The 26,230-nt window shown below is 39.4% G+C and carries 20 protein-coding genes; 4 read left to right on the top strand and 16 right to left on the bottom strand.

Translation table 11 applies throughout. The features are described from left to right. Positions 1-8 precede the first annotated feature (8 nt). Together gltD and gltB are read right to left on the bottom strand one after the other, a co-directional pair. Entirely contained in the window at positions 9-1,490 is a 1,482-nt protein-coding gene (gltD, locus tag LG336_RS18700; RefSeq protein ID WP_404329003.1) for a glutamate synthase small subunit, read from the bottom strand. A 16-nt stretch (positions 1,491-1,506) separates the two neighbouring features. Next, positions 1,507-6,057 carry a glutamate synthase large subunit gene (gene gltB / locus LG336_RS18705; RefSeq protein WP_404329004.1) on the bottom strand — a complete coding sequence of 1,517 codons (4,551 nt, stop codon included), beginning with the start codon at positions 6,055-6,057 and terminating at the stop codon, positions 1,507-1,509. A gap of 127 nt (positions 6,058-6,184) precedes the next feature. On the opposite strand from gltB, the gene LG336_RS18710 reads away from it, so the two are divergent. Beyond that, positions 6,185-7,087 carry a LysR family transcriptional regulator gene (locus LG336_RS18710; protein ID WP_404329005.1) on the top strand — a complete coding sequence of 301 codons (903 nt, stop codon included), beginning with the start codon at positions 6,185-6,187 and terminating at the stop codon, positions 7,085-7,087. A gap of 262 nt (positions 7,088-7,349) precedes the next feature. On the opposite strand, the gene LG336_RS18715 is transcribed toward LG336_RS18710, so the two are convergent. After that, positions 7,350-7,472: a hypothetical protein gene (locus LG336_RS18715; protein WP_404329006.1), complete on the bottom strand. Its 123-nt coding sequence runs from the start codon at positions 7,470-7,472 to the stop codon at positions 7,350-7,352. A gap of 37 nt (positions 7,473-7,509) precedes the next feature. Then, positions 7,510-8,475, bottom strand: coding sequence for a prolyl oligopeptidase family serine peptidase (locus tag LG336_RS18720; RefSeq protein WP_404329007.1), 966 nt, complete (start codon positions 8,473-8,475; stop codon positions 7,510-7,512). 272 nt (positions 8,476-8,747) lie between these two features. Between LG336_RS18720 and LG336_RS18725 the strand changes: the two genes are divergently transcribed. Then, positions 8,748-8,912, top strand: coding sequence for a hypothetical protein (locus tag LG336_RS18725; RefSeq protein ID WP_404329008.1), 165 nt, complete (start codon positions 8,748-8,750; stop codon positions 8,910-8,912). A gap of 185 nt (positions 8,913-9,097) precedes the next feature. Next, positions 9,098-10,057, top strand: a complete 960-nt coding sequence (locus tag LG336_RS18730; protein WP_404329009.1) for an arsenic resistance protein — start codon at positions 9,098-9,100, stop codon at positions 10,055-10,057. 107 nt (positions 10,058-10,164) lie between these two features. Here LG336_RS18730 and LG336_RS18735 read toward each other — a convergent pair whose 3' ends face one another. The 3 genes from LG336_RS18735 to LG336_RS18745 all read right to left on the bottom strand — a co-directional run bounded on the left by LG336_RS18735 (position 10,165) and on the right by LG336_RS18745 (position 13,404). Next, a complete protein-coding gene (locus LG336_RS18735) occupies positions 10,165-10,464 on the bottom strand; it encodes a YokU family protein (RefSeq protein ID WP_404329010.1) in 300 nt (99 codons plus the stop codon). After that, positions 10,457-11,887: a lysine 2,3-aminomutase gene (gene ablA / locus LG336_RS18740; protein ID WP_404329011.1), complete on the bottom strand. Its 1,431-nt coding sequence runs from the start codon at positions 11,885-11,887 to the stop codon at positions 10,457-10,459. The genes LG336_RS18735 and ablA overlap by 8 nt, the downstream gene beginning before the upstream one ends. 149 nt (positions 11,888-12,036) lie before the next feature. Further along, positions 12,037-13,404 carry a sigma-54 interaction domain-containing protein gene (locus LG336_RS18745; protein ID WP_404333220.1) on the bottom strand — a complete coding sequence of 456 codons (1,368 nt, stop codon included), beginning with the start codon at positions 13,402-13,404 and terminating at the stop codon, positions 12,037-12,039. A 235-nt stretch (positions 13,405-13,639) separates the two neighbouring features. On the opposite strand from LG336_RS18745, the gene LG336_RS18750 reads away from it, so the two are divergent. Beyond that, positions 13,640-14,623 (top strand): MBL fold metallo-hydrolase, encoded by a 984-nt coding sequence (locus LG336_RS18750; RefSeq protein WP_404329012.1) that lies wholly within the window; start codon positions 13,640-13,642, stop codon positions 14,621-14,623. A gap of 52 nt (positions 14,624-14,675) precedes the next feature. Here LG336_RS18750 and ablB read toward each other — a convergent pair whose 3' ends face one another. The 9 genes from ablB to LG336_RS18795 all read right to left on the bottom strand — a co-directional run bounded on the left by ablB (position 14,676) and on the right by LG336_RS18795 (position 26,086). Beyond that, positions 14,676-15,533: a putative beta-lysine N-acetyltransferase gene (ablB, locus tag LG336_RS18755; protein WP_404329013.1), complete on the bottom strand. Its 858-nt coding sequence runs from the start codon at positions 15,531-15,533 to the stop codon at positions 14,676-14,678. A gap of 132 nt (positions 15,534-15,665) precedes the next feature. Further along, positions 15,666-16,931: a peptidase gene (locus tag LG336_RS18760; RefSeq protein WP_404329014.1), complete on the bottom strand. Its 1,266-nt coding sequence runs from the start codon at positions 16,929-16,931 to the stop codon at positions 15,666-15,668. A gap of 38 nt (positions 16,932-16,969) precedes the next feature. Continuing rightward, on the bottom strand, positions 16,970-17,635 hold the full coding sequence (locus LG336_RS18765) for a 3-oxoacid CoA-transferase subunit B (protein ID WP_404329015.1): 666 nt from the start codon (positions 17,633-17,635) through the stop codon (positions 16,970-16,972). A 27-nt stretch (positions 17,636-17,662) separates the two neighbouring features. Beyond that, positions 17,663-18,364, bottom strand: a complete 702-nt coding sequence (locus LG336_RS18770) for a CoA transferase subunit A (RefSeq protein WP_404329016.1) — start codon at positions 18,362-18,364, stop codon at positions 17,663-17,665. Further along, the gene (locus LG336_RS18775) at positions 18,358-19,716 is read right to left on the bottom strand and encodes an aspartate aminotransferase family protein (protein ID WP_404329017.1); all 1,359 of its coding nucleotides are present in this window, start codon (positions 19,714-19,716) and stop codon (positions 18,358-18,360) included. Before LG336_RS18775 ends, LG336_RS18770 begins: the two co-directional genes overlap by 7 nt. 148 nt (positions 19,717-19,864) lie before the next feature. Next, positions 19,865-20,848 (bottom strand): LD-carboxypeptidase, encoded by a 984-nt coding sequence (locus LG336_RS18780; protein ID WP_404329018.1) that lies wholly within the window; start codon positions 20,846-20,848, stop codon positions 19,865-19,867. Positions 20,849-20,894: 46 nt separating this feature from the next. Next, the gene (locus LG336_RS18785) at positions 20,895-22,499 is read right to left on the bottom strand and encodes an ATP-binding protein (RefSeq protein WP_404329019.1); all 1,605 of its coding nucleotides are present in this window, start codon (positions 22,497-22,499) and stop codon (positions 20,895-20,897) included. 4 nt (positions 22,500-22,503) lie between these two features. Then, positions 22,504-23,343 (bottom strand): CheR family methyltransferase, encoded by an 840-nt coding sequence (locus LG336_RS18790; protein ID WP_404329020.1) that lies wholly within the window; start codon positions 23,341-23,343, stop codon positions 22,504-22,506. A gap of 49 nt (positions 23,344-23,392) precedes the next feature. After that, positions 23,393-26,086, bottom strand: coding sequence for a response regulator (locus tag LG336_RS18795; protein ID WP_404329021.1), 2,694 nt, complete (start codon positions 26,084-26,086; stop codon positions 23,393-23,395). Positions 26,087-26,230 lie beyond the last annotated feature (144 nt).

The following is a 26,230-nucleotide window of genomic DNA, read 5'->3' on the forward strand; positions in this document are numbered from 1 at the left end:
TATAAGAATTATGGTAACAAAGTACTCCCCATCAAATAACGGTCGACCTCTCTAGCAGCTTCTCGGCCTTCGTTAATTGCCCAGACAATTAGGCTTTGACCCCTTCTAGCATCTCCTGCAGCAAAGACCCCTTCAACATTTGTTTTATACTCACCATAGGTTGCCTTTACTTTATTATTGTTCGTTTCTACTGCAAATTGATCTAATAATGGCTGCTCTGTCCCCTCGAAACCAATCGCAATAAACACATGCTGCGCAGGCCAAACTTTTTCAGTCCCTTGGATTTCTTTAAAATAGAAACGGCCATCGTCGCCCTTGTATTTCTCCATTTGAATCGTATGCAGTTCTTTCACTTCGCCATTTACATCCGCGACGATTTTCTTTGTTTGGATTGAATATTGGCGAGGATCTCGACCAAACTTCACATCCGCTTCCTCATAAGCGTAATCCAATGTAAATACATTTGGATAGGCCGGCCACATATTTTCTGACGTTCTTGCAGTTGGGAGTTGCGGGTGTTTGCCAAACTGGACAACGCTTTTACATTTCTGACGGAGCGCTGTTGCTACACAGTCTGCACCCGTGTCTCCTCCCCCAATCACAATAACATCCTTGCCTTCCGTATCAACGAATTGCTTGTCTCTAAAATTAGAATCTAGTAGGCTCTTTGTTGATGTCGTTAAATAGTCCATTGCAAAATGAACTCCTTTTGCATGGCGACCTTCAATCTTTAAATCTCGTTGTTTTTGCGCTCCTGTACAAAGGATAACAGCATCATAATTCTTACGTAACTCTTCTGCGGTAATATCTTTGCCGACTTCTGTATTGGTAATAAAGTCGATTCCCTCTTGGGTTAAAAGCCTAATTCGACGTTCCACAACCTCTTTTTCCAACTTCATGTTTGGAATCCCATACATCAGCAAACCCCCAGGACGGTCGGCACGCTCATAAACGGTGACGGAGTGCCCGGCTTGGTTGAGTTGGTCGGCACTTGCTAAACCTGCCGGGCCGGAACCGATCACAGCAATTTTCTTTCCTGTTCTTTTCGTTGGAATTCGAGGGGTAATCCAGCCATTTTCAAACCCTTTATCGATAATGGTTCGCTCAATGCTTTTAATCGCTACAGCCGGGTCAGTTATCGCTAATGTACAAGACCCCTCACAAGGGGCAGGACAAACCCGCCCTGTGAACTCTGGGAAATTATTTGTTTTGAGCAAACGGTCCAGCGCTTCTTTCCACCGACCGCGATAGACTAAATCGTTCCATTCTGGGATTAAGTTATTTATCGGGCAGCCTGTTGTGGTTCCCTCAAGCTCCATGCCCATATGGCAGAAAGGAGTTCCGCAGTCCATACATCTTGCCCCTTGTTTCTTTAATGTTTCATCAGATAAAGGAGCGGAATATTCTTTCCAGTCGGTTATACGCGTAAGCGGGTTCCGTTCTTTAGTCTTTTCACGAGTATATTCCATAAATCCTGTTGTCTTCCCCATCTTTCTCTCCCCTTTCCTACTGTACTAACGATTCTGGTTGTTCTGTTTGTTTTTTCTGCCTTGCGTTCGCCTCGAAGGCACGCATAATTGCTTGTTCTTTGGTTAAGCCGGCAGCCTTTTGTTCTTGAATCTTGCCCACCATCCGTTTAAAATCATTTGGAATGACCTTAACGAATTGTTTCACGACATTCTTCCAGTTCTCCAGCACATAATTCGCTTTGGCGCTGTCTGTATAACGCAAGTGGGTTTCCACCAATTTTTTAACCTCGTTTAATTCGTTTTCTTCGGAAATTCGTTCTAACTGAACCATATCCAAATTGCATAATTCTTTAAATTCGTCGTGATTATCCGGTAGAACGTAAGCAATTCCTCCAGACATACCCGCTGCGAAATTTTTACCTACATCACCTAAAATAACGACACGACCACCAGTCATATATTCACACCCATGGTCACCAATTCCTTCAACGACTAAATTAGCCCCACTATTTCGCACGGCAAAACGTTCTCCAGCACGACCACTGATATATGCCTCGCCGCTTGTTGCTCCATAGAAGGCAACATTTCCGGCAATGACATTTCCAGATGAGTATAGCTTCGAAGGTTCGTGAGCTTTAACAGCTATTTTACCTCCAGATAGTCCTTTTCCGATGTAATCATTCACATCACCAGTTAATAATAAAGTCATTCCTTTTGGTACAAATGCACCGAAACTCTGCCCCGCCGAACCAGTAAAGCGCAGTGTGATTGTATCTTCTGGCAAGCCCTCTTCCCCATAAAGCTTTGAAATTTCACTTCCAACAATGGTTCCAACCACCCGGTTTACATTCGTAATTGGGAAATGAACATCAACCGGTTTTTGATGTTGTATTGCATCTTGCACGGCAGGTAGCAATTTTTGCATATCAAGAGATTCATTGATTTTATGATTTTGGGGCACACGGTAGGTCCGTTCTCCATTTGGTTGATACACCAATGTAGATAAATCTAGATACTTGGCTTTCCAATGGGTTTTAGCTCGTTCACCTACTGTTAATACATCTGTACGACCAACCATTTCGTCAACCGTTCTAAATCCTAGCTCAGCCATGATTTCCCTAACTTCTTCGGCAATAAAGCGCATATAGTTCACAATATAATCAGCTTCACCAGTAAACTTCTTCCGAAGCTCAGGATTCTGTGTGGCAACACCAACTGGGCAAGTATCTAAATGACAAGCTCTCATCATGACGCAACCAAGAACAACTAGAGGAGCGGTCGCAAACGCAAATTCTTCAGCCCCGAACAGAGCAGCCATGACAATATCCTTGCCTGTCATTAATTTTCCATCTGTCTCCAACACGACTCGATTACGCAGTCCGTTCAACATCAGTGTTTGATGTGCCTCAGCAAGTCCTAGCTCCCACGGAAGACCTGTGTGCTTGATACTAGTTTTAGGTGAGGCACCTGTACCTCCGTCATAACCACTTATAACAATCACGTCTGCAGCACCTTTTGCCACACCAGCAGCAATTGTTCCAACTCCAGCCTTAGAAACAAGCTTCACACTAATTCTTGCATCTCTATTGGCATTTTTTAAATCATGAATTAGCTGAGCTAAATCCTCAATTGAATAGATATCATGATGTGGTGGCGGAGAAATGAGACCGACCCCTGGTGTTGAACCGCGTACATCAGCGACCCATGGATACACCTTGTTACCCGGAAGTTGACCACCTTCCCCTGGCTTTGCTCCTTGGGCCATTTTAATTTGTAATTCATCAGCATGAACTAAATAATGACTTTTTACACCAAATCGACCAGAAGCAATCTGTTTAATCGCACTACGACGCAAGTCACCATTTTCATCTGGGGTATATCTGCTCGGGTCTTCTCCACCTTCACCACTATTGCTTTTACCTCCTAAACGATTCATCGCAATCGCCAGTGTTTCATGAGCCTCTTTACTTAAAGAGCCAAAGGACATCGCACCGGTTTTAAACCTTTTTACAATCGAGTCAACTGATTCCACTTCCTCCAACGGGATTGCTTGTTGGGAGGAATTAAAGCCGAATAAATTACGCAGGAAACCAATTCTTTCTTCGTCGGCAGCTTTCGAAAATTGTTTGAACAGCTTATAATCATTCTTCCGTGTTGCCCATTGTAAAGTGTGAATCGTTTTCGGGTTGAAGGCATGGTGCTCTCCTGTTTTACGCCATTGAAAGTCACTCCCTGATTCGAGCGATGGATCACTATTTGAAAAAGCTTGATCATGAATAAGCTTTGCTTCCTTTGCAATGGTATCAAGGTCAATCCCACCAAGCTGAGATGCCGTTCCAGGAAAATAACGTTCAATCACAGTGTGGCTAATTCCAACAGCTTCAAAGATTTGCGCACCACGATAGCTTTGTACGGTCGAGATACCCATTTTAGACATTACTTTTACAACGCCTTCGGTCACTCCTTGAATATATTTCGAGACAGCCGTTTCGTATGTGAACGAGATTTCCCCTTCCTTAACAGCCTGTTGGTAAGTTGCGAATGCTAGATATGGATTGATAGCATCGACACCATACCCAATCAATGCTGCAAAATGGTGTACTTCCCTTACTTCACCCGATTCAACCACAATACTCACTTTCGTCCGAGATCCTTTAAGCACAAGATGCTGATGAAGGGCACTCGCTGCTAATAAAATTGGTACAGCAGGCTCTTCTCTATTTATTTTTTTATCGGAGAGAATAATTAGACTAACTCCACTAGAAATGGCATCTTCAGCCTCTTTGAAAATTCTTTCCAGTGCTTCTTCTAAATTTCCAGAAAATAAAGTGTGTATCTCTTTACTCTCAAAACCTTCTAATAAGTTCGTTTTTAATAGAGCTAACTGCCCATTTGATAAAATTGGCGTTTCCAGCTGAATACGTTGGCAGTTTTCTTCATTTGGCTGTAGAAGATTCCCCTCTCGTCCTAAGTACGAGACAGTAGAAGTAACAATTTCCTCTCGAATGGCATCAATCGGTGGATTGGTTACCTGGGCAAATAGTTGTTTAAAGTAATTGAACAAAGATTGTGGCTTATCCGATAGGATTGCTAACGGGCTATCATTTCCCATTGACCCAAGTGGGTCTTTCCCTTCTGTGACTAATGGAATTAAGTATTTGTGTATGTCTTCGTACGTGTAACCAAAAGCTTTTTGGCGAAAAGTAAGATCCGTTACTTCCTCCTCTTCTATATCAAACTTTATATCTTTTAATCGAACAAGCTGTTCAAACAGCCATTGTTCATAGGGGTGCTCCCTTGTTAATTCAGCCTTGATTTCTTCATCAGAAATGATTCGCCCTTCCTCTAGGTCAATTAACAGCATCTTACCTGGGCTTAAGCGGTCCTTGAACACAACATTCTCCGGTTCAACGTCAATGACTCCTACCTCGGAAGAAAAGATAATGTAATCATCTTTCGTTACATAATAACGAGCTGGACGAAGGCCATTTCGATCTAAAATAGCTCCAATTTGTTTGCCATCTGTAAAGGAAATAGCAGTTGGTCCATCCCACGGTTCCATCATAGTACTATGATACTCGTAAAAAGCTCGATTTTCCTTTGACATATGAGGGTTCCTTGCCCATGGCTCAGGAATTAGCATCCTTGCAGCATGTGCCGGTTTGCGTCCTGCTAATACTAAGAATTCAAGGGCATTATCCAAAACAGAAGAGTCACTTCCGTCTGCTTCTAAAACTGGTACAACTTTTTCTAGATCTTTCCCAAATGCCTCAGACACAAATTGTTTTTCACGAGCATTCATCCAATTCATATTTCCACGAAGCGTGTTAATTTCTCCATTATGAATTAAATAACGGTTAGGATGCGCGCGCTCCCAGCTTGGAAATGTATTTGTACTAAATCGAGAATGTACTAACGCAAACGCCGAAACAAAATTCTCATCCTGTAGATCTAAGTAGAAGTCATCGACTTGTTCAGGAGTCAAAAGCCCCTTGTATACAATCGTTCGACTTGAAAAGCTTGCAAAGTAAAAAGACTTTTGTTCTTTTTTCGCCCAATTCTCCGCTTGTTTTCTAATAATATATAAATCTCGTTCAAAAGATAATTCATCACTGATATTGTCATTTGCTCCTACGAACAGTTGGCGGATAATAGGGGCTGAATTTTGTGCATTCTTTCCGATTTTTCTGATATCAACCGGTACAGTTCGCCATCCAAGAAAAACTTGCCCCTGCTGTTCAATTAAATGATGAAGATAGGATTCGATTTCCTTCCTATTTGGGTCATCGTTTGAAAAAAACAGCATCCCTACCCCATATCGCTCCTTTTCGGGTAGATTCATCTCAGGACATTCTTTGCGAAAGAATGCATCTGGTAGCTGTACCATTAATCCTGCTCCATCACCTGTCAGCGGATCACTTCCCTGTCCTCCACGATGGTCAAGTTGGCAAAGCATATCAAGTCCCTTTTTCACGATCTCATGTGTTGCGTTCCCTTTTATGTGGGCATATAAGCCAATTCCACATGCGTCATGTTCAAATTCAGGACGGTAGAGACCCTGTGCCTTTGGTATTTGATGAAAAGTCATATTAATATCCCCCATAAATATCCGTTTTTTACACCTGAGTAATATTTTAATTTTCAGATTGATATTAAACAATATATAATTACTATATAATCAATCTTGGTACGATATGAATATGGAGGGATAAAGGATGGAACTTAGACAATTGCAATACTTTGTGGAGGTTGCCAAACGTGAACATGTCACGGAGGCTGCTGCCCATTTACATGTTGCCCAATCAGCCGTTAGCCTACAAATCTCCAAGCTCGAAGACGAGTTAGGAGTTTCACTATTTGAACGAGTGGGGAGAAACGTAAAATTAACACAAATAGGAAAAAGCTTTCTAACACATGTTAAAAAAGCCCTGAAGGAATTAGACAACGCTAAGCAAAATGTAGAAGAGTATCTAGATCCTGAACAGGGCACAATTAAAGTTGGTTACCCTACAAGCCTTGCCAGCCATCTGCTTCCAACCATTATTTCGGCATTCAGGGAGGAAAACCCAAAAATCATCTTCCATTTAAGCCAGGGATCATACGCTTCCCTGATTGAGGCTGTCAAAAATGGGGATCTTGATTTAGCCTTTCTCGGACCTGTTCCTACCAATGAAGCTGATATTAATGGAACCACATTATTTACGGAAAGATTATCTGCACTAGTCCATATTGGCCATCCCTTAGCAAAAAAGAAAAGTCTGTCTCTAACGGACCTACGATCTGATAACTTTGTATTATTTCCAAAGGGATATGTCCTTCAACAAATTGTAGTAGATGCATGTAAACAGGCTGGCTTCAGTCCTTATATTACTTCCGAAGGCGAGGATATGGACGCCTTAAAGGGGCTCGTATCAGCAGGTATCGGTATAACCCTACTTCCCGATAGTACGATTTCTGAATCGGTTCCTCGTTTTACCGTTAAGATCCCAGTAGAGGATCCAAAGGTAACAAGAACAGTTGGGATTATTATTCCTAAAAAAAGGGAAATCGCTCCGTCGGAAAAGGTATTTTATCAATTTGTCATTAACTTTTTTGCATTATTGGAGCAATATCAATAGGCTCGGTCAGAGAATTGTTCAAAAGATGAAGGTATACAAAAAGGCTGTTTTCGTAAAGATTTGTTAAAATCCTAAAGCCGATTTTAACGTAATATAAGCTATTTAGTACGTTATAGGAAGTTTGCAAGCTCTTTTCTCAGATAATAAAAGCTATCTTGGAGTGAAACAAAGCTTAATTCATTCTATTTTATATCTAAAAGCAACAAAGTTTGAGAAAAGAGCCAACAAAAAAAACAGCCTCAGCTGTTTTTTTATTTTCTAACTACTCTTTTTCTGTGCCTTTTTCAATTTTGACATGTTGTGGTCGTTTTGGATAATTTCGTTTTCCTTTATCTGGACCGTTAAAATCATTTCTTTGATCTAAATAGTCATTTCTTTTATTCACTTTAAAATACACCTCTCTATTTAGGGATTCAACTAGCCTACGGTTTTAGGTGTTTATCGAAGAACGCATGGACAATATCAATAATCTCAGGAGTTGAAAACCCTCCTCCATGTCCTCCACCTTTTACTTTATAGAGGGTAACATCGACATTTTCCTTTTTTAGTGCTTCGTATAATAGTTGGCTCTGGTTAAATGGTACCCTTTTATCTCTGTCTCCATGCATAATTAAAAACGGTGGCGTTTCAGATGAAACGTAAGTAATTGGGTTTGCCTTGCTAACTTTATCTTTGTTCTTTAGTAAGGGTCCTCCTATCAGCAATGACTCTGCTGATTCTGGGTCCTCGGCATTATAATCCTTTGACGCTTTGCTCATTTGCAGAAAATCGGTTGGTCCATACCAGTCAACAACGGCTTGAACACACGAGTTATAATTCGATGTATGCTTGCTTCCTTCGAATTCAGATACATGACAACTTGTACCTACCAGGGCTGCTAGATGTGCCCCCGAAGAGGTCCCCCATACTCCAACTAAATCCGGATTGATCTGATATTCCGAGGCCTTTTCTTTTAAAAACACAACAGCAGCCTTGACATCCTGTACTTGCGCAGGAAATTTTGCTTCATGACTTGTACGGTGTTCAATACTCGCAACAACATAACCACTTTTTGCAAACTGTACTAATTGGGGAATAAACGCAAATGAATCTTGTGGTTTATATTTTCCCCAACTGCTTCCTTTAATAAAAATGATGAGCGGTTTTGGTTTACTTTTATGTTCATCGGGAATAAGTAAATGTAATTTCAGCTCCTTATTTCCCAATTTGTAAAACGAGACATCCGTTTGCAAGCGAACATTATAGTTCGCCCTTTTCTTTGGTTTGATTGTTCTTATCTCGGAACTTTCATTCTTTGTTGAACTACTAGCTAAGGGGTTGGCAATCAAAAGAAAAGAAAAGGAAAAAATCAGAACACAGAAAGCAGAAAACTTCATGGATTTCTTCATTATTTAACCTCATTTACACAAGACTTCCATTCACCATTTTAGTATTTGTGAAGACTCTCTTTCTATTCAGTATTCCGTAAAGATACCGTAAAAAACGTTCTCCTTCCAAAGCATGGAAAACACAGAAGTATTAACAATATTTACAGTGTTTTTTCGTTGACATCCCGTTTTCCATGTGGAATACTTGAACTACGCTTCATGTTTCTAAACAAGATGAAAATACATGATTGTTACTTACGTTTTAACAAAAACCCAATGGAAGGTGATAACAGATGAAAGCAGAAAACCAAGAAATAAATAACTTATCTGTCGATTCGACTATTTCTCTTAAAGGAATTGTTAAGGCAATTTTTAAAGACACCATCCATGTTCAGATTGGCGGAAAAGTCATTTCTTTGCCTCTCTCAAACCAAGACACTAAAAACCTATCCTTATAAGCTTGCGACGAACATTATAGATCTTCAATAACAAAAAGACACCTTTTTTGGGGTGTTTTTTTGTGTCCACTTTTCTAAAGATGTCCTTTATGGTTATGTTTTAAGGATGAAACCTACACCTCCAAACATCGAATTATGATAAAATTACCTGTGCTTCAATAACTCTTTGTTAGGTGTGAAATCGATTGAGTTTATTTGAGAAGTTTTATACTTTTATTATTTTTTTTGCAGTTATTGTTGGAATAAGCTTAGGGCAAGTACACCCTATTCAAGCTCATGCAGAAAGCTTTATTGTTCCTTTACTAATGTCCATGCTGTATATTACCTTTTTACAAATTCCTCTTGAAGAAATGAAGAAGGCTTTTAAAAATACGAGGTTTACTTTCACATCAGTAGTCATGAACTTCGTATGGACACCTATTTTTGCTTGGTTTCTTGCACTCCTCTTTTTAGGAGATAATTCAGCATTATACATTGGGTTTATCATGCTAATGGTTACACCTTGTACGGATTGGTACTTGATTTTTACAGGGATGGCAAAAGGAAATGTTGCATTATCAGCAGCAATCCTACCATTAAATTTAATTTTACAAGTTATTTTGCTACCTTTTTATCTTCTCATCTTTGGTGGGGCTACTGGAATTATTCAGTTCGGATTTCTATTAGAGAGTATTCTAATTGTATTGTTGATTCCATTAATTTTAGCTGTACTTACTAAAAGATTCTTATGGAATCAGCAACAGTTAAGAGAAAATTTAATAACAAAACTTAGCGTGCTCCCCCTTATTTTCTTAAGCCTTGCGATTGTCGCGATGTTTGCTTCACAGGGGCAGCTATTGCTTGGAAATCTAGACTTAATGCGGCAAATTACCATTCCCATTCTATTATTCTTCAGTGTGAATTTTTTCGTTGGTCAAAAGGTTGGAAAATGGATGAATTTCCCGAAACCCGACAGAGTTAGCTTAAGCTTGACTACTTTGGCTAGAAATTCACCAATCGCTTTAGCAATTGCGATGACCGCATTTCCAGAGCAACCATTAATCGCTTTAACTTTGGTTATTGGACCACTACTAGAATTGCCGGTTCTGGCGACCATCACTCAAGTTCTAATCGTAATAACTAAAGGGAAAAAGACGTCAATCTAAAAGCACACATCAGCTGTGTGCTTTTCTACGTTGTAATCTCTGTTTTAGTTTGTTTATACACCCGTCAGCCTGTCGATTTTTTGTAAACGGATATAATTTGGTATTATTCAAGAGGTGAAGTCAAAATAATTCCGTTTCAAAAGCCTAGGTAACGTCATTAAATCGTTATACTTTATGGTTTTAGTGATTTTCTTGGTATCAACTAGCAGTAACTGATCCTCAATCTCTTTTGTTACCTCATCGCTTGAATAAATCATTCCACAGGTTGAGCAGATAACGGAAGGAACATTTGTAATTTCAACAGCTCTCGTGCCATCCGGCAACTCCCAATAAACGGTTTGCTCCCCCTTTTCTGCTTCACTTTGACACCATTCGCATGGAACGTTAATCCCAATCCCCCTACTCATTTGACTTCCTCCCCTCAGAAGGATTGCTTTGCTGAATTGTACTTTTCTTCTGCTCGGCCATAAACTTCTTTTCCTTCAATTGGTCACGTTTTTCACGTTTATCTTTCAATGAAGAATGCGACGGATCAATTTCATATTTTTGCCGTCTATCAAGTCGCTGGAGGTCTTCTGGGATAAGATTAAATTTGCTGTCATTCATTACGGCCGCAATCCCAACATTTGATTTTTTCTTTTCATAATCAGGATAGATCTTTTTAAAATAATCTTCCGCACGTCCTGGAACATAATTTTCAGGTTCTGGATAAGAAGTTATTACTCCTTCAAAGTTTCTCAAGACCACTTTTTCAGGACTTTGAGAAATTAAATAATTTGGCTGTAACGCAATCTTCCCGCCCCCACCAGGTGCATCACAGACAAAGGTCGGGACTGCATACCCACTTGTATGACCTCGTAATCCCTCAATGATTTCAAGGCCTTTAGAAACAGGAGCGCGAAAATGCCCAATCCCTTCAGACAAATCACATTGATAAATATAATAAGGACGTACTCGAATCTTGACCAAGTCGTGCATGAGTTTTTTCATAATGGGTACGCTGTCGTTGATACCAGCAAGAATTACGGCCTGATTGCCAACAGGAACACCGGCATTGGCCAACATTTCACAGGCCTTTTTAGATTCTTCGGTAATTTCAATTGAGGTATTAAAATGTGTGTTCAGCCAAACTGGATGGTACTTCTTCAAAATATTACAGAGATTCTCTGTTATTCGTTGTGGGAAAACCACAGGGGCTCTTGTTCCAATTCGGATAATCTCAACATGGTCAATTTCTCTAAGATTCTTCAGGATATATTCAAGAATCGTATCATTAATCAGCAATCCGTCCCCACCCGAAATGAGTACATCTCTTACTTCTTCTGTATTACGAATGTAATTAATGGCAGCATCCAATTGTTTTTTCGGTACACCCATACCAATTTGTCCTGAAAACCTTCTTCTTGTACAATAGCGACAATACATAGAGCATTGGTTCGTAACAAGAAAGAGTACACGGTCTGGATAGCGATGGGTTAGACCCGCAACAGGTGAATCTTCATCTTCATGTAGGGGATCTTCCAAATCATATTTCGTTTTATAAATCTCTTTTCCAATTGGAACCGACTGCATCCGTACTGGACAACGAGGATCATCTGGATTCATAAGAGAAGCATAATATGGCGTAATATTAAGTGGAATAGTCTTTGTCGAAATTTTAACTCCTTCTTCCTCTTCTGGAGTAAGGTTGATCACCTTTTTTAAATCCTCCAATGTTCGAATCGTATTTGTCAGTTGCCAAAGCCAATCATTCCATTGATTTTCTGTGACATTCTTCCATAATTCAATGTCCTTCCAATGGCGGGAAGGTTTATATACAAACGATTTCATATGAAATCCCCCTCAAACCTATTTAATTTATCTAATATGCAATTTTTGTGCCAAAGGGAACAATTGGTAAGAATGCGGTGAGGACAGAACCATTCATAAATAACAATGGTTCCACAAAAAATAGCCCGCCGAGTTTTCAGCAGGCTGGATTATTTTTTTAACTTGTACTGTAAGGTTTGCCTTGGAATGCCAAGGATACTGGCTGCTTTTTGTATATTTCCCTCACTTTCAGCCATGGCAGCCTCAATCAATGTTTTCTCATATTGTTTAAGCCGTTGTTTTAAATTCCGTCTAGGATTATTAGTAGGGGGATCAGAAAATGATTTTCTTAGCATGGGAGGCAAGTGGGCTAGTGTTAAGATCTCTGTTTCACTGACACTCATCATGTACTCTATTGTATGCTTTAACTCACGGACATTCCCTGGCCATTTATGTGACATAAATAGACTAGCGGTCTCTTCATTTATACCTGAGACATTTTTCCCCATTTGTTGATTAAAAGTATGAATGAATCTAGCTGTTAAAAACAGTATATCCTCTAGTCTTTTCCTTAGTGGAATTAACTCAAATGTGAGAACATTGAGCCGGTAAAATAAATCTTCCCTTAACTGCTGTTCCTGGAGTGCTTTTTGTGGGTCGATATTCATCGCAGAGATTACACGAACATTTACTTTTTGTACGCTCGAGCCACCAACCCTTCTGACAACCCCATCTTCGAGCACACGTAATAACTTTGCTTGAAGCAACATCGGCATCGCATGCAACTCATCAAGAAAAAGACTCCCTCCATCTGCAAGCTCAAACAGACCTGGTCGATCAACTGCACCAGTATAACTACCTTTTGAGGTTCCAAAAAGGATACTCTCCAAGAGACTTTCTGGAATGGCAGCACAATTTTGCGCAACTAAAGGACCCCTAGAACGTTGGGAAGCATTGTGAATGGCGTGAACAAACAATTCCTTTCCTGTTCCGCTCTCCCCAAATACCAAGATAGGAGAATGAGATGCAGCAAGTTTTTCTGCTCTTTTCTTAGTTTGAATGAAACTTTCGTTCTTCGTGAGGAGATCTTTAAAAGTATAGCTGGCCTGTTGCCCTTCTGTTTTTATGGTATTGGGTTTTATCCTTTTTTGAATATCAACAAGTTTCTCTGCAAGCTCCTTCAATCTTGAATAATCCTTAGCAATTTCGACTGCCCCCATAATCTGTCCATTCACAACAATGGGTAAAGTTGTATTGACTGTCTCAATCCGTTTCCCGTGAAGATTCACAAAAGTTTGAGTTTTGTTATATAACGGTTTGCCCGTCTTTAAGACGTTTAGGAGTGTACTCGATTTTTCGTTTAAAGAGGGAAAGACATTTAACAAGGGCTTGCCTAATACTTCAGCCTTTTCTAATCCGTCATGCTTTGCGGCTACCTTATTATAATAAATCGTAATTCCATCTGTATTGACGGCATGGATGGCCTCATCGATACTTCCTAGAATGGCTCCAAGAAATTCCTCAGTCATTATAGGAATAGTATTCAATACCCCACCTACCTTTCGTGGTGCCGAAAAGTCGGCCCTCATTGCTAAAAATCCGGCACTTAATTGGTCTTCTTATTCATTACGAGCTCTGTGAAAATCCTGATAGCAGGAAAACGACATGAATTAGCGCAAACTAAATAGTTGGTCCAAGAAAAAATATCATGTATTATAAAATTATGAATTTTCAAAACATAGTGCATAAATTTAATCGAACGAGGTGAAGGATATGGACCATCATAGTAAAGATGGATGCGATGTTTTTCCAGTCATTGTTCCAGCTCAAAATTTAAAAACAATCAACTTCTTTTTAGTGAATCATGAAAATGGTCTTTCGTTAATAGATGCTGGACTCGACAATGAGGCGTGCTGGAATGCACTACAATCACAATTAAAGCAAAACGATTTAAGACTAGAGGATATAACAGAAATTATCCTGACGCACCACCATTTTGATCACGTCGGGTTAGTAAATCGTATCGTTTCCTTACATTCGATTCCAGTTTTTGCATCGTCTCTTTCGATTCCCCGCTTAAAAAGAGAACCTCTTTTCATGGAAAACAGGGTAAGCTTTTACGAACAGCTATATCAAGAAATGGGTTGTGGTGAACTAGGAGACAAACAAATTCATTATTTAAGAAAATCCATCAAGAAAAATAAACATCAAGCTATTCAGACAGAGATTACGGAAATAAAAAATAAGCAATTTCTGCATTTTAACGTCCTTGATATCCCCGGCCACGCACCGGACCATATCGCTTTTTGGGACGAAAAAAGGCATTGGCTGTTTTCAGGTGACCTGTTGCTTGAGCATATTTCAAGTAATGCATTTATTGAACCTGACGGGAGTGGGAAAAGACTTTTTAGTCTTGTGCAGCAAAGAGACTCTTTAATGAAATGTTCTTCACTTCATGCTGATATTGTTTTTTCTGGTCACGGAGCGATGATTGAGCACCCTAATGACTTAATCGCTAAAAGGTTGGAACGAATTGAAGACAAAGCACAAAGATTTCTTCGGCTGATTCAAAATGGAATCACTACGGTAAATGACCTTGCTGAAGCCTATTATAAAAAGACATACTACGAGCAATTTCCACTTGTCGTCTCAGAAGTGGTTAGCCATCTAGATTATTTAGAGATTCAAAGAAAAGTTAACAGAGATATCGTTAACGGAGTATGGCATTACTCCCTACCTAGCAATATTCAAGCCTAATTGGATAAAAAGATATTGTTGAAGCACTCTTTAGAGTGCTTTTTCTCTGGACCTAGGTACTATTCAAAGATAGGTCCCTCACCCACACATTCATGTCTTCAAGCTTATCATATATATAACAATTATTGATTAGCCTGCCCTGATAGCGATAACCAAGCTGATGCAAGGCCGCATTCATTCCAAACGATAGAGACCTAGCAATTGAGTAGGAACAATAAATTCCTTTTTCCTTCAACTCCTTTTCAAGCCTAATGAGCAGAATCTTCATAAGCCCGTATTTTCGATGTTCTGTTAGGGTTGCACAATCAGTTAATTCAGCATTTTTATAAAAAAGATTGACCTCAGCAGATGCGGCACTGACAATTTCCCCATCACACTCAAAGCCATAGTAAATGGTGCCTTCCTGCATCGTTTTCTTAATATAATCAGGTTTATTTAGTGGAGTAGGATATATTTGAAAAACCTGCTGATATAGTTTTGCTAGTCTAGTAGCATCTTTCACCCCCATTTTTTTTAGCAGATATTGTGTTGGTGGATGAACATAGTTGGATTGTCTCTCTAGTAGAGAAACACTAGACATAATTGCTTCTTCCTTAAGCCAATGATTGCTTTCTTTTCGGTCTGAGGAATAGAACTTTGAAAAAAACAAACAATTTGAACCAAGAAAGTAGCCTCCAATTCGCCCTTCACACCTAAACCCATATTCTATTAAGGTTCCAAACTGTTCAATTCTTGATTTTATGATTAATTTTTCAGCGTTGTTTTCTTTGGCAATCGTTTCACTCTCAGTAATTATTTTAGTAATATTCCCTTGATAATCATCGATTCTCACCCTACGGTTATATGGATCTAAAAATATTTCCATTGTATAATCAGCATGTTCCTTCCTCAATGTTTTGCTTTCATCCATGGTTTCACCCCTTTCAAAAGCCCGGCATCAAATGAAGTACCAGGCTGTCATAATTTCATGTAACCTCACTGTAAAGGAATGCCCTTCTGTTAGTTTACATAAAGGGAATCTAACTTCTATTGAGTTGCGTCATTATTCTGTTCCACACCAATTCATAATAGAAATCGCAATGATTTCGGCCGTTTCAAAAACATCCTTGAGTTCAATATACTCGTTCGCATCATGCGCCATTTTGGTTACTCCCGGGCCAAAAACTACAACGGGAACACCACCAACCTTATTAAGAATCCCCCCATCTGTTGCCCAAGGCGAAGCTTCAATAATTGGACTAGTGGATTTGATTTCAGTATAACTGTCACTCAAAACCTTAACTAAATCATGACTGACCTCTAAATCGCCTGGGAGCCATCTCGCCCCGAACCATTCCACAACTGGAGGATTTTCCTTTAGCCAAGAATCCCTGGCTGAAATTTCATGTAGAGCCTGCTCCATTTCTTGTTTAGCATGTTCCATCATTTCGTCTGGTGCTACGCCCATCCTTCCTTCGATGATCGCTAAATCTGGAACTGAGGATGGCCAGCTTCCACTGCTAATTTTCCCTATATTAATAGGAATCGGAATGGGGATGCTTAAGAATAGTGGATCTGTAATCCTTTTATTCCTTTTACTCTCTAGTTCTCTTATCTCTTGTAATATGATTTCTGCCTTCTCGATGGCACTGACCCCTTCATATCTTGTTCCACCATGCGCTTGCTTCCCTTTCACCTTAATTCTGAACCACATTGAACCTTGTTGTTTCGGGAAAAATTTCATATTGGTTGGTTCTGGAATAATTGCACCGTCTGCCGTATATCCTCGAAGAACTGCTGCTAGTGTTCCGGCTCCCCCGCTTTCCTCCTCAATCACACTCTGAAAAAAGACATCTCCCTTTAAAGTAATTCCACTGTTAATAATAGCTTCTAGTGCGAGTAGTAGAGAAATAGTGCCGCCCTTCATGTCCGTTGAGCCCCGGCCATATAGTTTTCCATTCTCTATATGACCACTAAAAGGATCTTGTTGCCAAGAATTAACATCCCCAACTGGAACAACGTCGATATGGCCATTTAGTATAAGGGAACGCCCGCCACCTGCGCCTTTCAAAATACCCACTGCATTAGGATTTCCTTTGAAGTCAGTCCGATCTGAACAAAAAGCTGGATGGTTCGTTAATGATTCACCGCCAATCTCCCAAATGTCCATTTTCATCCCAAGTTCACGACATTTTTCAATGATAATGGCTTGGGCTCTGCTCTCATGACCTCGAATACTACCTTCCTGAACAACCCTTTGAAGGTACCTTGCTCCCTCACCCTGATGATGTCGAATATACTCTCTTACCTTTCTTTTCTCCTCCTCCACACAGTTGCCTCCTATCTATCTTTTATCCAGGCCTTTATCTAATAGTCAATAACTGATAGATTTTCAGCTATTAAAAAGTCACAGGCAGTTTTATAGATAATTTCATTGACTGTGGTAGTGTTAAAGTGTTGGATTAACATCAGCTTCTTATTAAAGATTTCGAATACAGCTAGTTCAGTTATGATTAAATCCACACATTTTTTTGCAGTAAGTGGTAGCGTGCATTCATCTAAAATTTTCGGCAACCCTGTTTTATCCGTGTGATTCATTAAGACAATTAATTTGTTCGCTTTTGACGCCAACTCCATTGCCCCGCCCATTCCTGGTACCTTTTTCCCTGGAATAATCCAGTTTGCCAAGTCTCCTCGACTACTTACTTGTAAGGAACCGAGAATAGAGACGTCTATCTTGCCACGACGAATCATGCCAAAGGCAGTCACACTGTCAAAGTAAGAGGCTCCAGGAACAACCGTAACTGGAAACCCGCCTGCATTACAAAGATTTTCATCTTCCCTACCTGTAGAAGGCGACGGACCGATTCCAAGGATTCCATTTTCTGCATGGAACATGACTGTCATTGTTTCTGGAAGATGGTTGGGAACAAGGGAAGGGATTCCAATCCCAAGATTGACAACCATTCCGTCGTTTATTTCCTCAGCTGCCCGTTTTGCCATCTTGTTCCTAACATCTAGATTCAATCCCATCAATATGAACCTCCTACATTACAGGTGCTATTCCCACGCCCATTTCCAGTTCACTCCACTTGAAGGAATGACCATATCCACAAAGACTCCTGGTGTTACGATTTCCTCAGGCTCTAGACTTCCAAGAGGAACAATTTCCTCAACCTCTGCAATCGTATAATTACCGGCCATCGCTACCAGTGGATTTGTGTTCCTCGCGCTTTTGTCATAGATAAGGTTGCCATAGGGATCTGCCTTCTTTGCATAGACAATTGAAACCTGAGCTGTTAAAGCTGGCTCTACTAAATAGTTCTTTCCATTTAATTCCATCCGTTTCTTGCCCGCAGACACGATTTCATTGTCCACCCCTACATCTGTAAGTACAGCCCCTAGTCCCATTCCCCCAGCACGGATTCTTTCCACAAGGGTTCCTTGTGGCGAGAATTCAACTTCTAACAATCCTTCGTTCATAAGCCTTCCAGCAATGGGATTTGACCCTATGTGAGAGGCAATGATTTTTCTTACCCTTCCTTGACTCACAATTTTCCCAATTCCGATTTTGGGAAAGCCTGTGTCATTTCCTATTAAGGTTAAGTCTTTTAGATTTTTAGCAATCATCCCATCAATTAAAGCTGGTGGCGAACCTACACCTCCAAAACCACCAAACATAATGGTCATTCCATCTTGAAGCTGTTCGAGCGCCTGATCCAAGGAAGCAATCTTCTTAAAAGGATTTTGCAACTCTACCATTCCGTCTTTACTCCTTTTGTTTCTAATTCTTCTTGTACTTTAGTAAGAGCAGAAGTAAACAACCTAACAAGCTCCTCAATCTCCCGCTTGGTGATGGTAAGTGGGGGAGAGATTATTATGGCATCCCCGCTTTTGCCATCCTCCCCAGCGGTTGCCGGATAAAGTAAAAGTCCAACATCCTTTGCCATCTTTACTACCCGTTCCGTTACATTCAACTCACGTGGAAAGGATTGCTTTGTTTTGGGATTGCCAACAAATTCTATTCCAATTAACAATCCCTTTCCCCTTATATCACCTATAAACGGGAAAAGGGTCTTTAATTTTTTAAGTGAATTTTTTAAATAAGTTCCTTTTGCTTCAACGTCTTCTATAACGTTATTTTTTTCCAGATATTCCAAAACGGCAAGGGCTACGGCTGAGGATTGTGGGTTTGCACTTAAGGTGTGTCCGCTCATAATTACTTTGGAGCCTTTTTTTATTGGTTCCATAACCCTTTCCGTTACAAGTGTTGCAGCAATTGGAGCATAACCTGCCCCCATTCCTTTCCCGAGGGAAACAAGATCAGGAACAATCCCCCAATGCTCGCATGCTAACATGGTTCCTGTTCGACCAAACCCTGTCATGACTTCATCGGCAATAAATAAAATGTCATGCTTCTCACAAATTTCTTTTATTATTCTGTAATAATCCTTGGGTGGAGTAATCGCTCCACCAGCAGCCCCAACAATTGGTTCTGCAATAAAACCTGCGATTGACTCAGGTCCAATCCTTCTAAAGGCAACATCCAACTCCTTGGCACATTCATAGCCGCAGCTTTTAGGTTCCTTATTGAATGGACAACGATAACAGTAGGGAGGCGAAACAACAGGAAAGTCTGCTAATAATGGAACAAACCTAGATCTTCGACCTGGATGACCTGACATTGATAAAGCACCAATCGTGATCCCATGATAACTAACCCATCTAGAGAGTATTTTGGTTTTAAGTGGTCGGCCCTTTTCTTGCCAGTGTTGAATGGCTATCTTCATAGCAGTCTCCGTTGCTTCTGACCCACTGTTCACAAAAAAACTCCAATTCAAGTCTCCAGGTGTGGATAAAGCTATTTTCTCTGCAAGTTTTTCAGCTGCCACGCTCGTGAATTGCGATCTATAAACAAATGAAACTTTTTTAGCTTGGTCCATCATGGCTTCATTGATTTCTTCCACACCATGGCCAATATTTGCCGTGACAGCGCCAGAGGACGCATCAAGGTATCGCTTCCCGCTAATATCGAATAAATATACCCCTTTGCCGTAATCAATTACTGGGTAGTCTTCGTCCAGTTCTGGTTTAATTAAATAGGTTCGATCCATTATCTCACTCCGCTTCCCTTGAAACGTGTCAATTCACTTACAGCCCTTCTCTAATTTATATGAGGAGGAGTGAAGATTCTTTCTTAAAGAATGGTATTCGATAAATAAAAACTGGTACCCTTTACTAGGTACCAGTTCATCATTGTGCCTATATTCTGTTTTGGTCAATCGCTATTTCAATATGATTGCCAATCGCATTAATTGTTGCTTGGGAGCCTATTGGAAAGGTCGCAAATGGGTGGACATGCCCAATATTAACATTGGCAATGACGGGGACTCCCCGGAGTTCCTGTTTAGTAGTAATGATTTTCTGCAATGCTGGTTCAGTCATTTGTGAGTTGTTTTGAAACCTTCCAATTAACACAGCTTGTATTCCCCTAACCTCTGGTTGTTGAAGGAGTGATTGGAGTTGTCGCTCAAAAATCCTTGCGTGTGTCTCTTCATCATCCTCAATAAAGAGAATGCTATTTTCTAAAGACGGCATGTATTCAGTTCCTTGTAGAAGGTTAATGGTTGAAAGGCTTCCTCCAATCAGGTTACCTGTCGCGCTTCCCTCCTGTATAATCGTATAGCCATTGTTTTGAACAAAGGTCCTTTGATCGTGTTCTAAATACCATGCGTCATCTGACCACTGTTCTGACGGTTCAATATCAAAGGGAGCATCATTTGTAACCACTTCTAAGAAATATCTTAAAGTGTATTCAAATCCATGTTTCATCCCGAAGCTAGAAAAATGCGGACCTGAATATGTAATGAGACCTGTCTTATGATAAATAGCCAAGAGTAGCGAAGTAATATCACCATATCCACAGAAGATCTTTGGATTTTCGGCAATTAATTTATAATCGATATATTTTAAAAGCTGATTGGAATTGTAGCCACCAGTTGCCGTTAACACGGCTTTAACATTTTGATCTGTGATAGCCTCATGCAAATCAATTATCCGTTCTTCAACAGAGGAACTAAAAAATTCATCATGATTCTCGCAGTGTCTTCCGAATGTTATCTTAAATCCTAGGTCACTGAGGCGATTCATCGCGATATCGATTTGTTTTCCCTTAACAAGTGCCATACTTGTTGATGGAGCAATAATTCTTATTTCATCACCAGGTTTTAATCTTTGTGGTATCATTTCTTTTCCTTTCCAGTGTCTCAGTTAAAAACATCTTGCCAGCCAATTATAAGGTATACTCCATTTGGTTTTCTTGGGTTTGGTAGAGGGGCAACAAGATTGATACCGTTGTCCCTTGTCCACTTTTACTATCAATTCCCATTTTTCCCTGGTGGCTTTCAATAATACTGTAGCACACCATTAATCCTAAGCCTGTCCCTTTTTCTTTCGTTGTAAAAAATGGTTGGCCGACTTTGGAAAGAAGCTCCGGAGATATTCCACTGCCACCATCGATAATTTTAATCTCAACGTCCTTTTCACTTCTCTGAAGCGAAATAGTGATCTCTCCACCTTCCTCCATCGCCTCAATCGCATTTTTCAAAAGATTAATAAAGACTTGTTTAAGTTTGTTTTCCTCCCCGTGGATAATAAGAGAAGGAACCCCCTCACATTGATTACACTTAATTTTAACTCCATATAGATTTGCTTGGGCTTCCATAAGAGTAATAATCTTCTTGAGGACCATTCCGATATTAAGTTCTTTAAAGTCTAACTTTCTTGGTTTAGCTAATAATAGAAGCTCGCTTACAATTGTATTTATCCGTTCTATTTCTGTGATCATGATATCCATATAGTCCTGATTGGAATCAATCTTATCCCCCAGTAATTGGGTAAACCCTTTTAAACTAGTCAAGGGATTACGAATCTCATGGGCAATTCCCGCAGCAAGCTCTCCCACAACGGTTAATTTTTCAGTTTGGTGCATATATTCTCGGCTTTGCTTCAACTCGGTAATATCCCGCACTAAAATATGTAAGCAGGGTTCGCCTTGATAATCAAATGGAATGCTTTTGACTTCTACATGAAGGTTTTCCCCATTTAAACAAATGATGCGGCATTCGTAGGTATTATGCCCTCCCCTATTCTCAGAAAATATCTTTCGCACCTTTTCATGGTCTTCAGGATGAATATATTCAAATAATGACCGTTTTTGTATCTCATCCTTTGATGCCGCTTTTAAAAGCTTAACTGCTGTCTGATTAACAAATGTGGGTTTTTCATGATTTTGCTTTGTTAAAATTATGGCTTCTGGGGACTCCTCAACGAGCCTACGATACTTTTCTTCACTCTCCAAAAGCTTTTGATTTATATTGGTTAATTCATCTGTCCTTTTGATAACAAGAGCTTCTAGCATTTCCTCATTTTTCTTTAATGCTTGATTCGCTTCTTCTAACTCCCTCGTTCTCACAGCAATAATTTTTGCTTGTTCTTCCACTTTCTTCTGATTCAAAAACAGGGATACAAACCCATTAACTTTGCATTTTAAAATATGAGGGTCAAAGGGTTTAATAATATAATCAATTGCTCCCACTGAGTACCCTTGCATCACATTATCATTTGTTTGACTTAACGCAGTTACAAAGATAATTGGTACATCCTTCGTTTTCTCTCGTTTTCGTATCATTTTCGCTGTATCAAATCCATTCATATCAGGCATTTGAACATCCATAATAATCACAGCAAACTCTTCCCTCAACACCCATTTCAAGGCTTCATTCCCTGAATGGGCTTTAATTAAGCGAAAATTAGGGGAAGTGAGAACTGCTTCTAATGCAAGTAAATTTTCTTCCCGATCATCAACTAGTAAAATATTGACCATTCGATTGTCCATTTTCTCACTGCCCTCCTTTCATTCTTCGATAAATTCTTTCTTCTTCATCAAAAAATTGATAAATTTCTTCATTATTTGGAAAAGAAAGCCCTTCCCGATTTCCCAAGGCCAAAAATCCATTTGAACTTAAACTATTAAGAAACAATTGATGAACCCTTGCTTGTAATTCTCGATTAAAATAAATGAGCACATTCCTACATACAATCAGATGAAACTCATTAAAAGACCCATCTGTAACCAAATTATGTTGAGCAAACACAATGTTCTTTGTTAATTCTCGATGGAAAATGGCATGATTCTCTCGAACGGTATAGTATTCAGAAAAGTCATTTCTTCCTTCTGAATGTACATAATTGCTGGTATACCCTTTCATTTTGTGAAGAGGGAAAGATCCGAGCTTTGCTTGTTTAAGGACATGGTTATTCATATCCGTCGCATAGATCCTCGTTTTATCTAATAGCCCTTCCTCTTGAAGAAGGATTGCCATGGAGTATGCTTCTTCACCGGTTGAACATCCTGCATGCCAAATCCTTATACTTGGTAAATGCCTTAATTGAGGCAGCACCTTTTGTCTAAGCGCCTTAAAGAAGGATGGATCTCTAAACATTTCTGTAACATTGATGGAAAAATCGAGATACAATTTTTCCATCATCAAAGGATCGTGCAAAACCTTATTTAAGAGGGCAGTAATGGATTCAAGTTTTTCCCTTTGAATTCGATGCCAAACCCTTCTTTGAATCGAAGAAAAAGAATAATTCCTAAAGTCATACCCATAATACCGATAAATCCCTTCTAACAAGAGCTCTAATTCGACTCCTTCTAAATCTGCACTAGGGCTTTGCACTATATACTTTTCATTACTAAGAATGCTATCAATAGCTAAAACCCCCTGCTTATTTATATAACCATACCTTCAGTAGGGACAGTAGTTGCTCTAGATTAACCGGCTTACTAATATAATCTGATGCTCCAGCCTTCAAACATTTTTCCCGATCATCCTTCATTGCTTTTGCCGTTAACGCAATAATCGGTAATTGCTCATGTTTTTCTGTGGCTCGTACTCTTTTAATGGCCTCATATCCATCCATCTCTGGCATCATAATATCCATAAGAATTAGATCAATCTCTGAATTCTCCTCCAAAGTCATTAATGCTTCTCTACCATTCTCAGCAAATAACACGTTAATTCCGACTTCCTCAAGGACTGTTGTCAGTGCGAAAACATTCCTCATATCGTCATCTACTAAGAGAACATTTTTTCCAGAAAGGATATCCTCTTGACATTCACTAGTCGCTTCCTGAATCAAAAGGAGATCTGAGGTAGACTCATTCTGGACGGAACTTTCAGCTGTTACCGCTACTTCTTGGTTCACTCCACTAGTTTCCACATTTTCATTGAGAGTAAGAGGTAAATAGAAAGTAAACGTACTTCCCTGACCTTCCACACTCTCAACCGAGATTGATCCTCCTACAAGGTCAGCCATCCCCTTACTAATTGACAGTCCTAGCCCAGTACCACCAAACCTCCGACTGGTTGTACCATCCGCCTGTTGAAATGCTTCAAAGATTAAGTCTTGTTTCTCATCAGATATCCCGATACCCGTGTCACTGACAGCAAAAGCAATGACATCCTGTTTAAAACCTACCTTTTCTAGATTAGATTTAAATACTCTTAATTGCACGCTTCCCTTTTCAGTGAATTTTATTGCGTTTGATACTAGATTTTTAATAACTTGATAGATTTTTTGTTCATCTGAGTAAAAAATGGTCGGGACCTCTTCTTCAATTTGCACCTCGAATTTGATTTCCTTTCGTTCAGCAATGGCACTAAATTGATTATTTACAAAGGAAATAACACCCCTTAAATCGATCTCCCCAATATGAAAATCAAGTTTTCCAGATTCAATTTTCGACAAATCTAAAATATCGTTGATTAACTCTAGGAGCTCCTTGCCTGATGAATAAATCGTATTTGCGTAATCAGTTTGCTTGTCTGTTAAATTGCCTTCCTTGTTCTCAACAAGGATTTGGGCTAAAATCAATAGGCTATTTAATGGCGTTCGGAGTTCATGAGACATATTTGCTAGAAATTCAGACTTGTATTGCGAACTGAGCAATACCTGTTTCGTTTTCTCCTCAAGCGCTGCCTTTGCTTGCTGTAAATCACTTGTCCGTTTTTCAGACTGGCGATATTGTGCCTCTAGTTCTTCGTTCATCGTTTTTAATTCTTCTTGTTGTAGTTGCAATTCCTCTGACTGATTTTGTAGCTCATCATTCAGAGTCTTGGTTTCATCTAAAAGCTGTTTCACCTGCATTTGCTTTAAAATCCGATTGATAATGCTACCCAACTGGTCACTAGTTTGCTGTAAAAAACTTTCATGTGTATTCGTAAAATCATATAAGCTAGCAAGTTCAATCACTGCAAGTACTTCTCCGTCTAGCTTAATCGGTAGAATCAGAACACTTCGCGGTTTTGATTCCCCTAGCCCCGAGGAAATCCTAATAAAATCTTTAGGAATGTCAAAGAGCCTTATTGGCCTTCCATCTTGCAAACATTGACCCACTAAACCCTCGCCTAATTCAATTTTCTCTTTTACCTTGTCATTTGCATAGGAGGCGATTTTTTTGAGATACGTACGTTTATCCTTTTTTTCTATTTTCAAATAAATCACACCGTAGCACGCGTTTACGGCTGGAATAATTGCTTGAATATATTCCTGCCCTAGACTCTTTAGGTCATGTATTTCTTGAGATATCATAGAAAGCTCTGACAACTGTGTTTTTATTGCATTTTGCTCCTCGATACTTTTCTTATAGATTCGTTCTTTTCGTTCGTGACTCTCTAATGCCGACGCCATTTCGTTATAGGCATTCGCAATTTCTCCAATTTCGTCATCCCTTGTTACCATTATGCGTGGAAGCTCCTCTGAACCATTTCCAACACTTTTCATCACTTCCTTGAGCTTTCTTAAGCGAGTAGTAATGGTTCTGATTGACCAAAAGGACAAAGCGATTCCTAAAATAATTCCTAGAACTATCGATAGAATTCCAGTATTGACTGCAGCATTTAATCTTTGCTCTGTTTCTTCAATCATTGTATCCATTATCATTTCTTGATTCTCTATTAATATTGTAATATTAGATAGAATTGCATCTCTATCCTGTCTAGCAATACGAAGTGAACCTTCTACACTTTCAAGTTCAATTATTTCTTCATTAATCTTGTCAATGGTCTCTTCGAAACTTTCAACTAGTAGTTTCAATTTTATGAAATCCTGCTTTTCCTTTTCACCCAAACTCATTTCAATGAGCGTATCCATATTCTGATTAAGATCAAAGATAATTTCACGTCTGGATTTTAGGTTATTGTCTGTCGCAGTAATATATTCCCCTTCTAGATCCGCATGTATATAAAAAGCATCTTCGCGGATTTCGTTTAGAAGTTTGATTTTTTGGTAACGCTCTTTTACAAGCTCCTTAATTTCTTCTGACTGTCTACTTTGAATACTAATATTAACCAAGAGCAAAATCGTCATCATAGCAATAATAATTCCAAAACCAACATATAACCTAGTAGCAAATTTCATTTTTTCAACCCTCTTAATTGGATAATTACATCCATTTTTGTAAAAGATTCTGATTTATATATAAGCTTTTTAATGGGCGATGTCAATCTAATTCTTAATTCTATGATATCAAACATTATGAAGTATCTAACTCACTTTTTTCTA

The sequence above is a fragment of the Mesobacillus maritimus genome (genome assembly GCF_044803185.1).
GTDB lineage: Bacteria > Bacillota > Bacilli > Bacillales > Cytobacillaceae > Mesobacillus_B > Mesobacillus_B maritimus_B.

Excerpts from the sequence above, each read along its gene's own strand:
- LG336_RS18725 (WP_404329008.1), top strand. The coding sequence starts at position 8,748 with ATGAAAGCAGAAAACCAAGAAATAAATAACTTATCTGTCGATTCGACT.
- LG336_RS18710 (WP_404329005.1), top strand. The coding sequence starts at position 6,185 with ATGGAACTTAGACAATTGCAATACTTTGTGGAGGTTGCCAAACGTGAA.
- ablA (WP_404329011.1), bottom strand. The coding sequence starts at position 11,887 with ATGAAATCGTTTGTATATAAACCTTCCCGCCATTGGAAGGACATTGAA.
- ablB (WP_404329013.1), bottom strand. The coding sequence starts at position 15,533 with ATGGATGAAAGCAAAACATTGAGGAAGGAACATGCTGATTATACAATG.
- gltD (WP_404329003.1), bottom strand. The coding sequence starts at position 1,490 with ATGGGGAAGACAACAGGATTTATGGAATATACTCGTGAAAAGACTAAA.
- LG336_RS18770 (WP_404329016.1), bottom strand. The coding sequence starts at position 18,364 with ATGGTAGAGTTGCAAAATCCTTTTAAGAAGATTGCTTCCTTGGATCAG.
- LG336_RS18720 (WP_404329007.1), bottom strand. The coding sequence starts at position 8,475 with ATGAAGAAATCCATGAAGTTTTCTGCTTTCTGTGTTCTGATTTTTTCC.
- LG336_RS18795 (WP_404329021.1), bottom strand. The coding sequence starts at position 26,086 with ATGAAATTTGCTACTAGGTTATATGTTGGTTTTGGAATTATTATTGCT.
- LG336_RS18780 (WP_404329018.1), bottom strand. The coding sequence starts at position 20,848 with ATGATACCACAAAGATTAAAACCTGGTGATGAAATAAGAATTATTGCT.
- LG336_RS18765 (WP_404329015.1), bottom strand. The coding sequence starts at position 17,635 with ATGGGATTGAATCTAGATGTTAGGAACAAGATGGCAAAACGGGCAGCT.
- LG336_RS18775 (WP_404329017.1), bottom strand. The coding sequence starts at position 19,716 with ATGGATCGAACCTATTTAATTAAACCAGAACTGGACGAAGACTACCCA.
- LG336_RS18750 (WP_404329012.1), top strand. The coding sequence starts at position 13,640 with ATGGACCATCATAGTAAAGATGGATGCGATGTTTTTCCAGTCATTGTT.
- LG336_RS18785 (WP_404329019.1), bottom strand. The coding sequence starts at position 22,499 with ATGGACAATCGAATGGTCAATATTTTACTAGTTGATGATCGGGAAGAA.
- gltB (WP_404329004.1), bottom strand. The coding sequence starts at position 6,057 with ATGACTTTTCATCAAATACCAAAGGCACAGGGTCTCTACCGTCCTGAA.
- LG336_RS18735 (WP_404329010.1), bottom strand. The coding sequence starts at position 10,464 with ATGAGTAGGGGGATTGGGATTAACGTTCCATGCGAATGGTGTCAAAGT.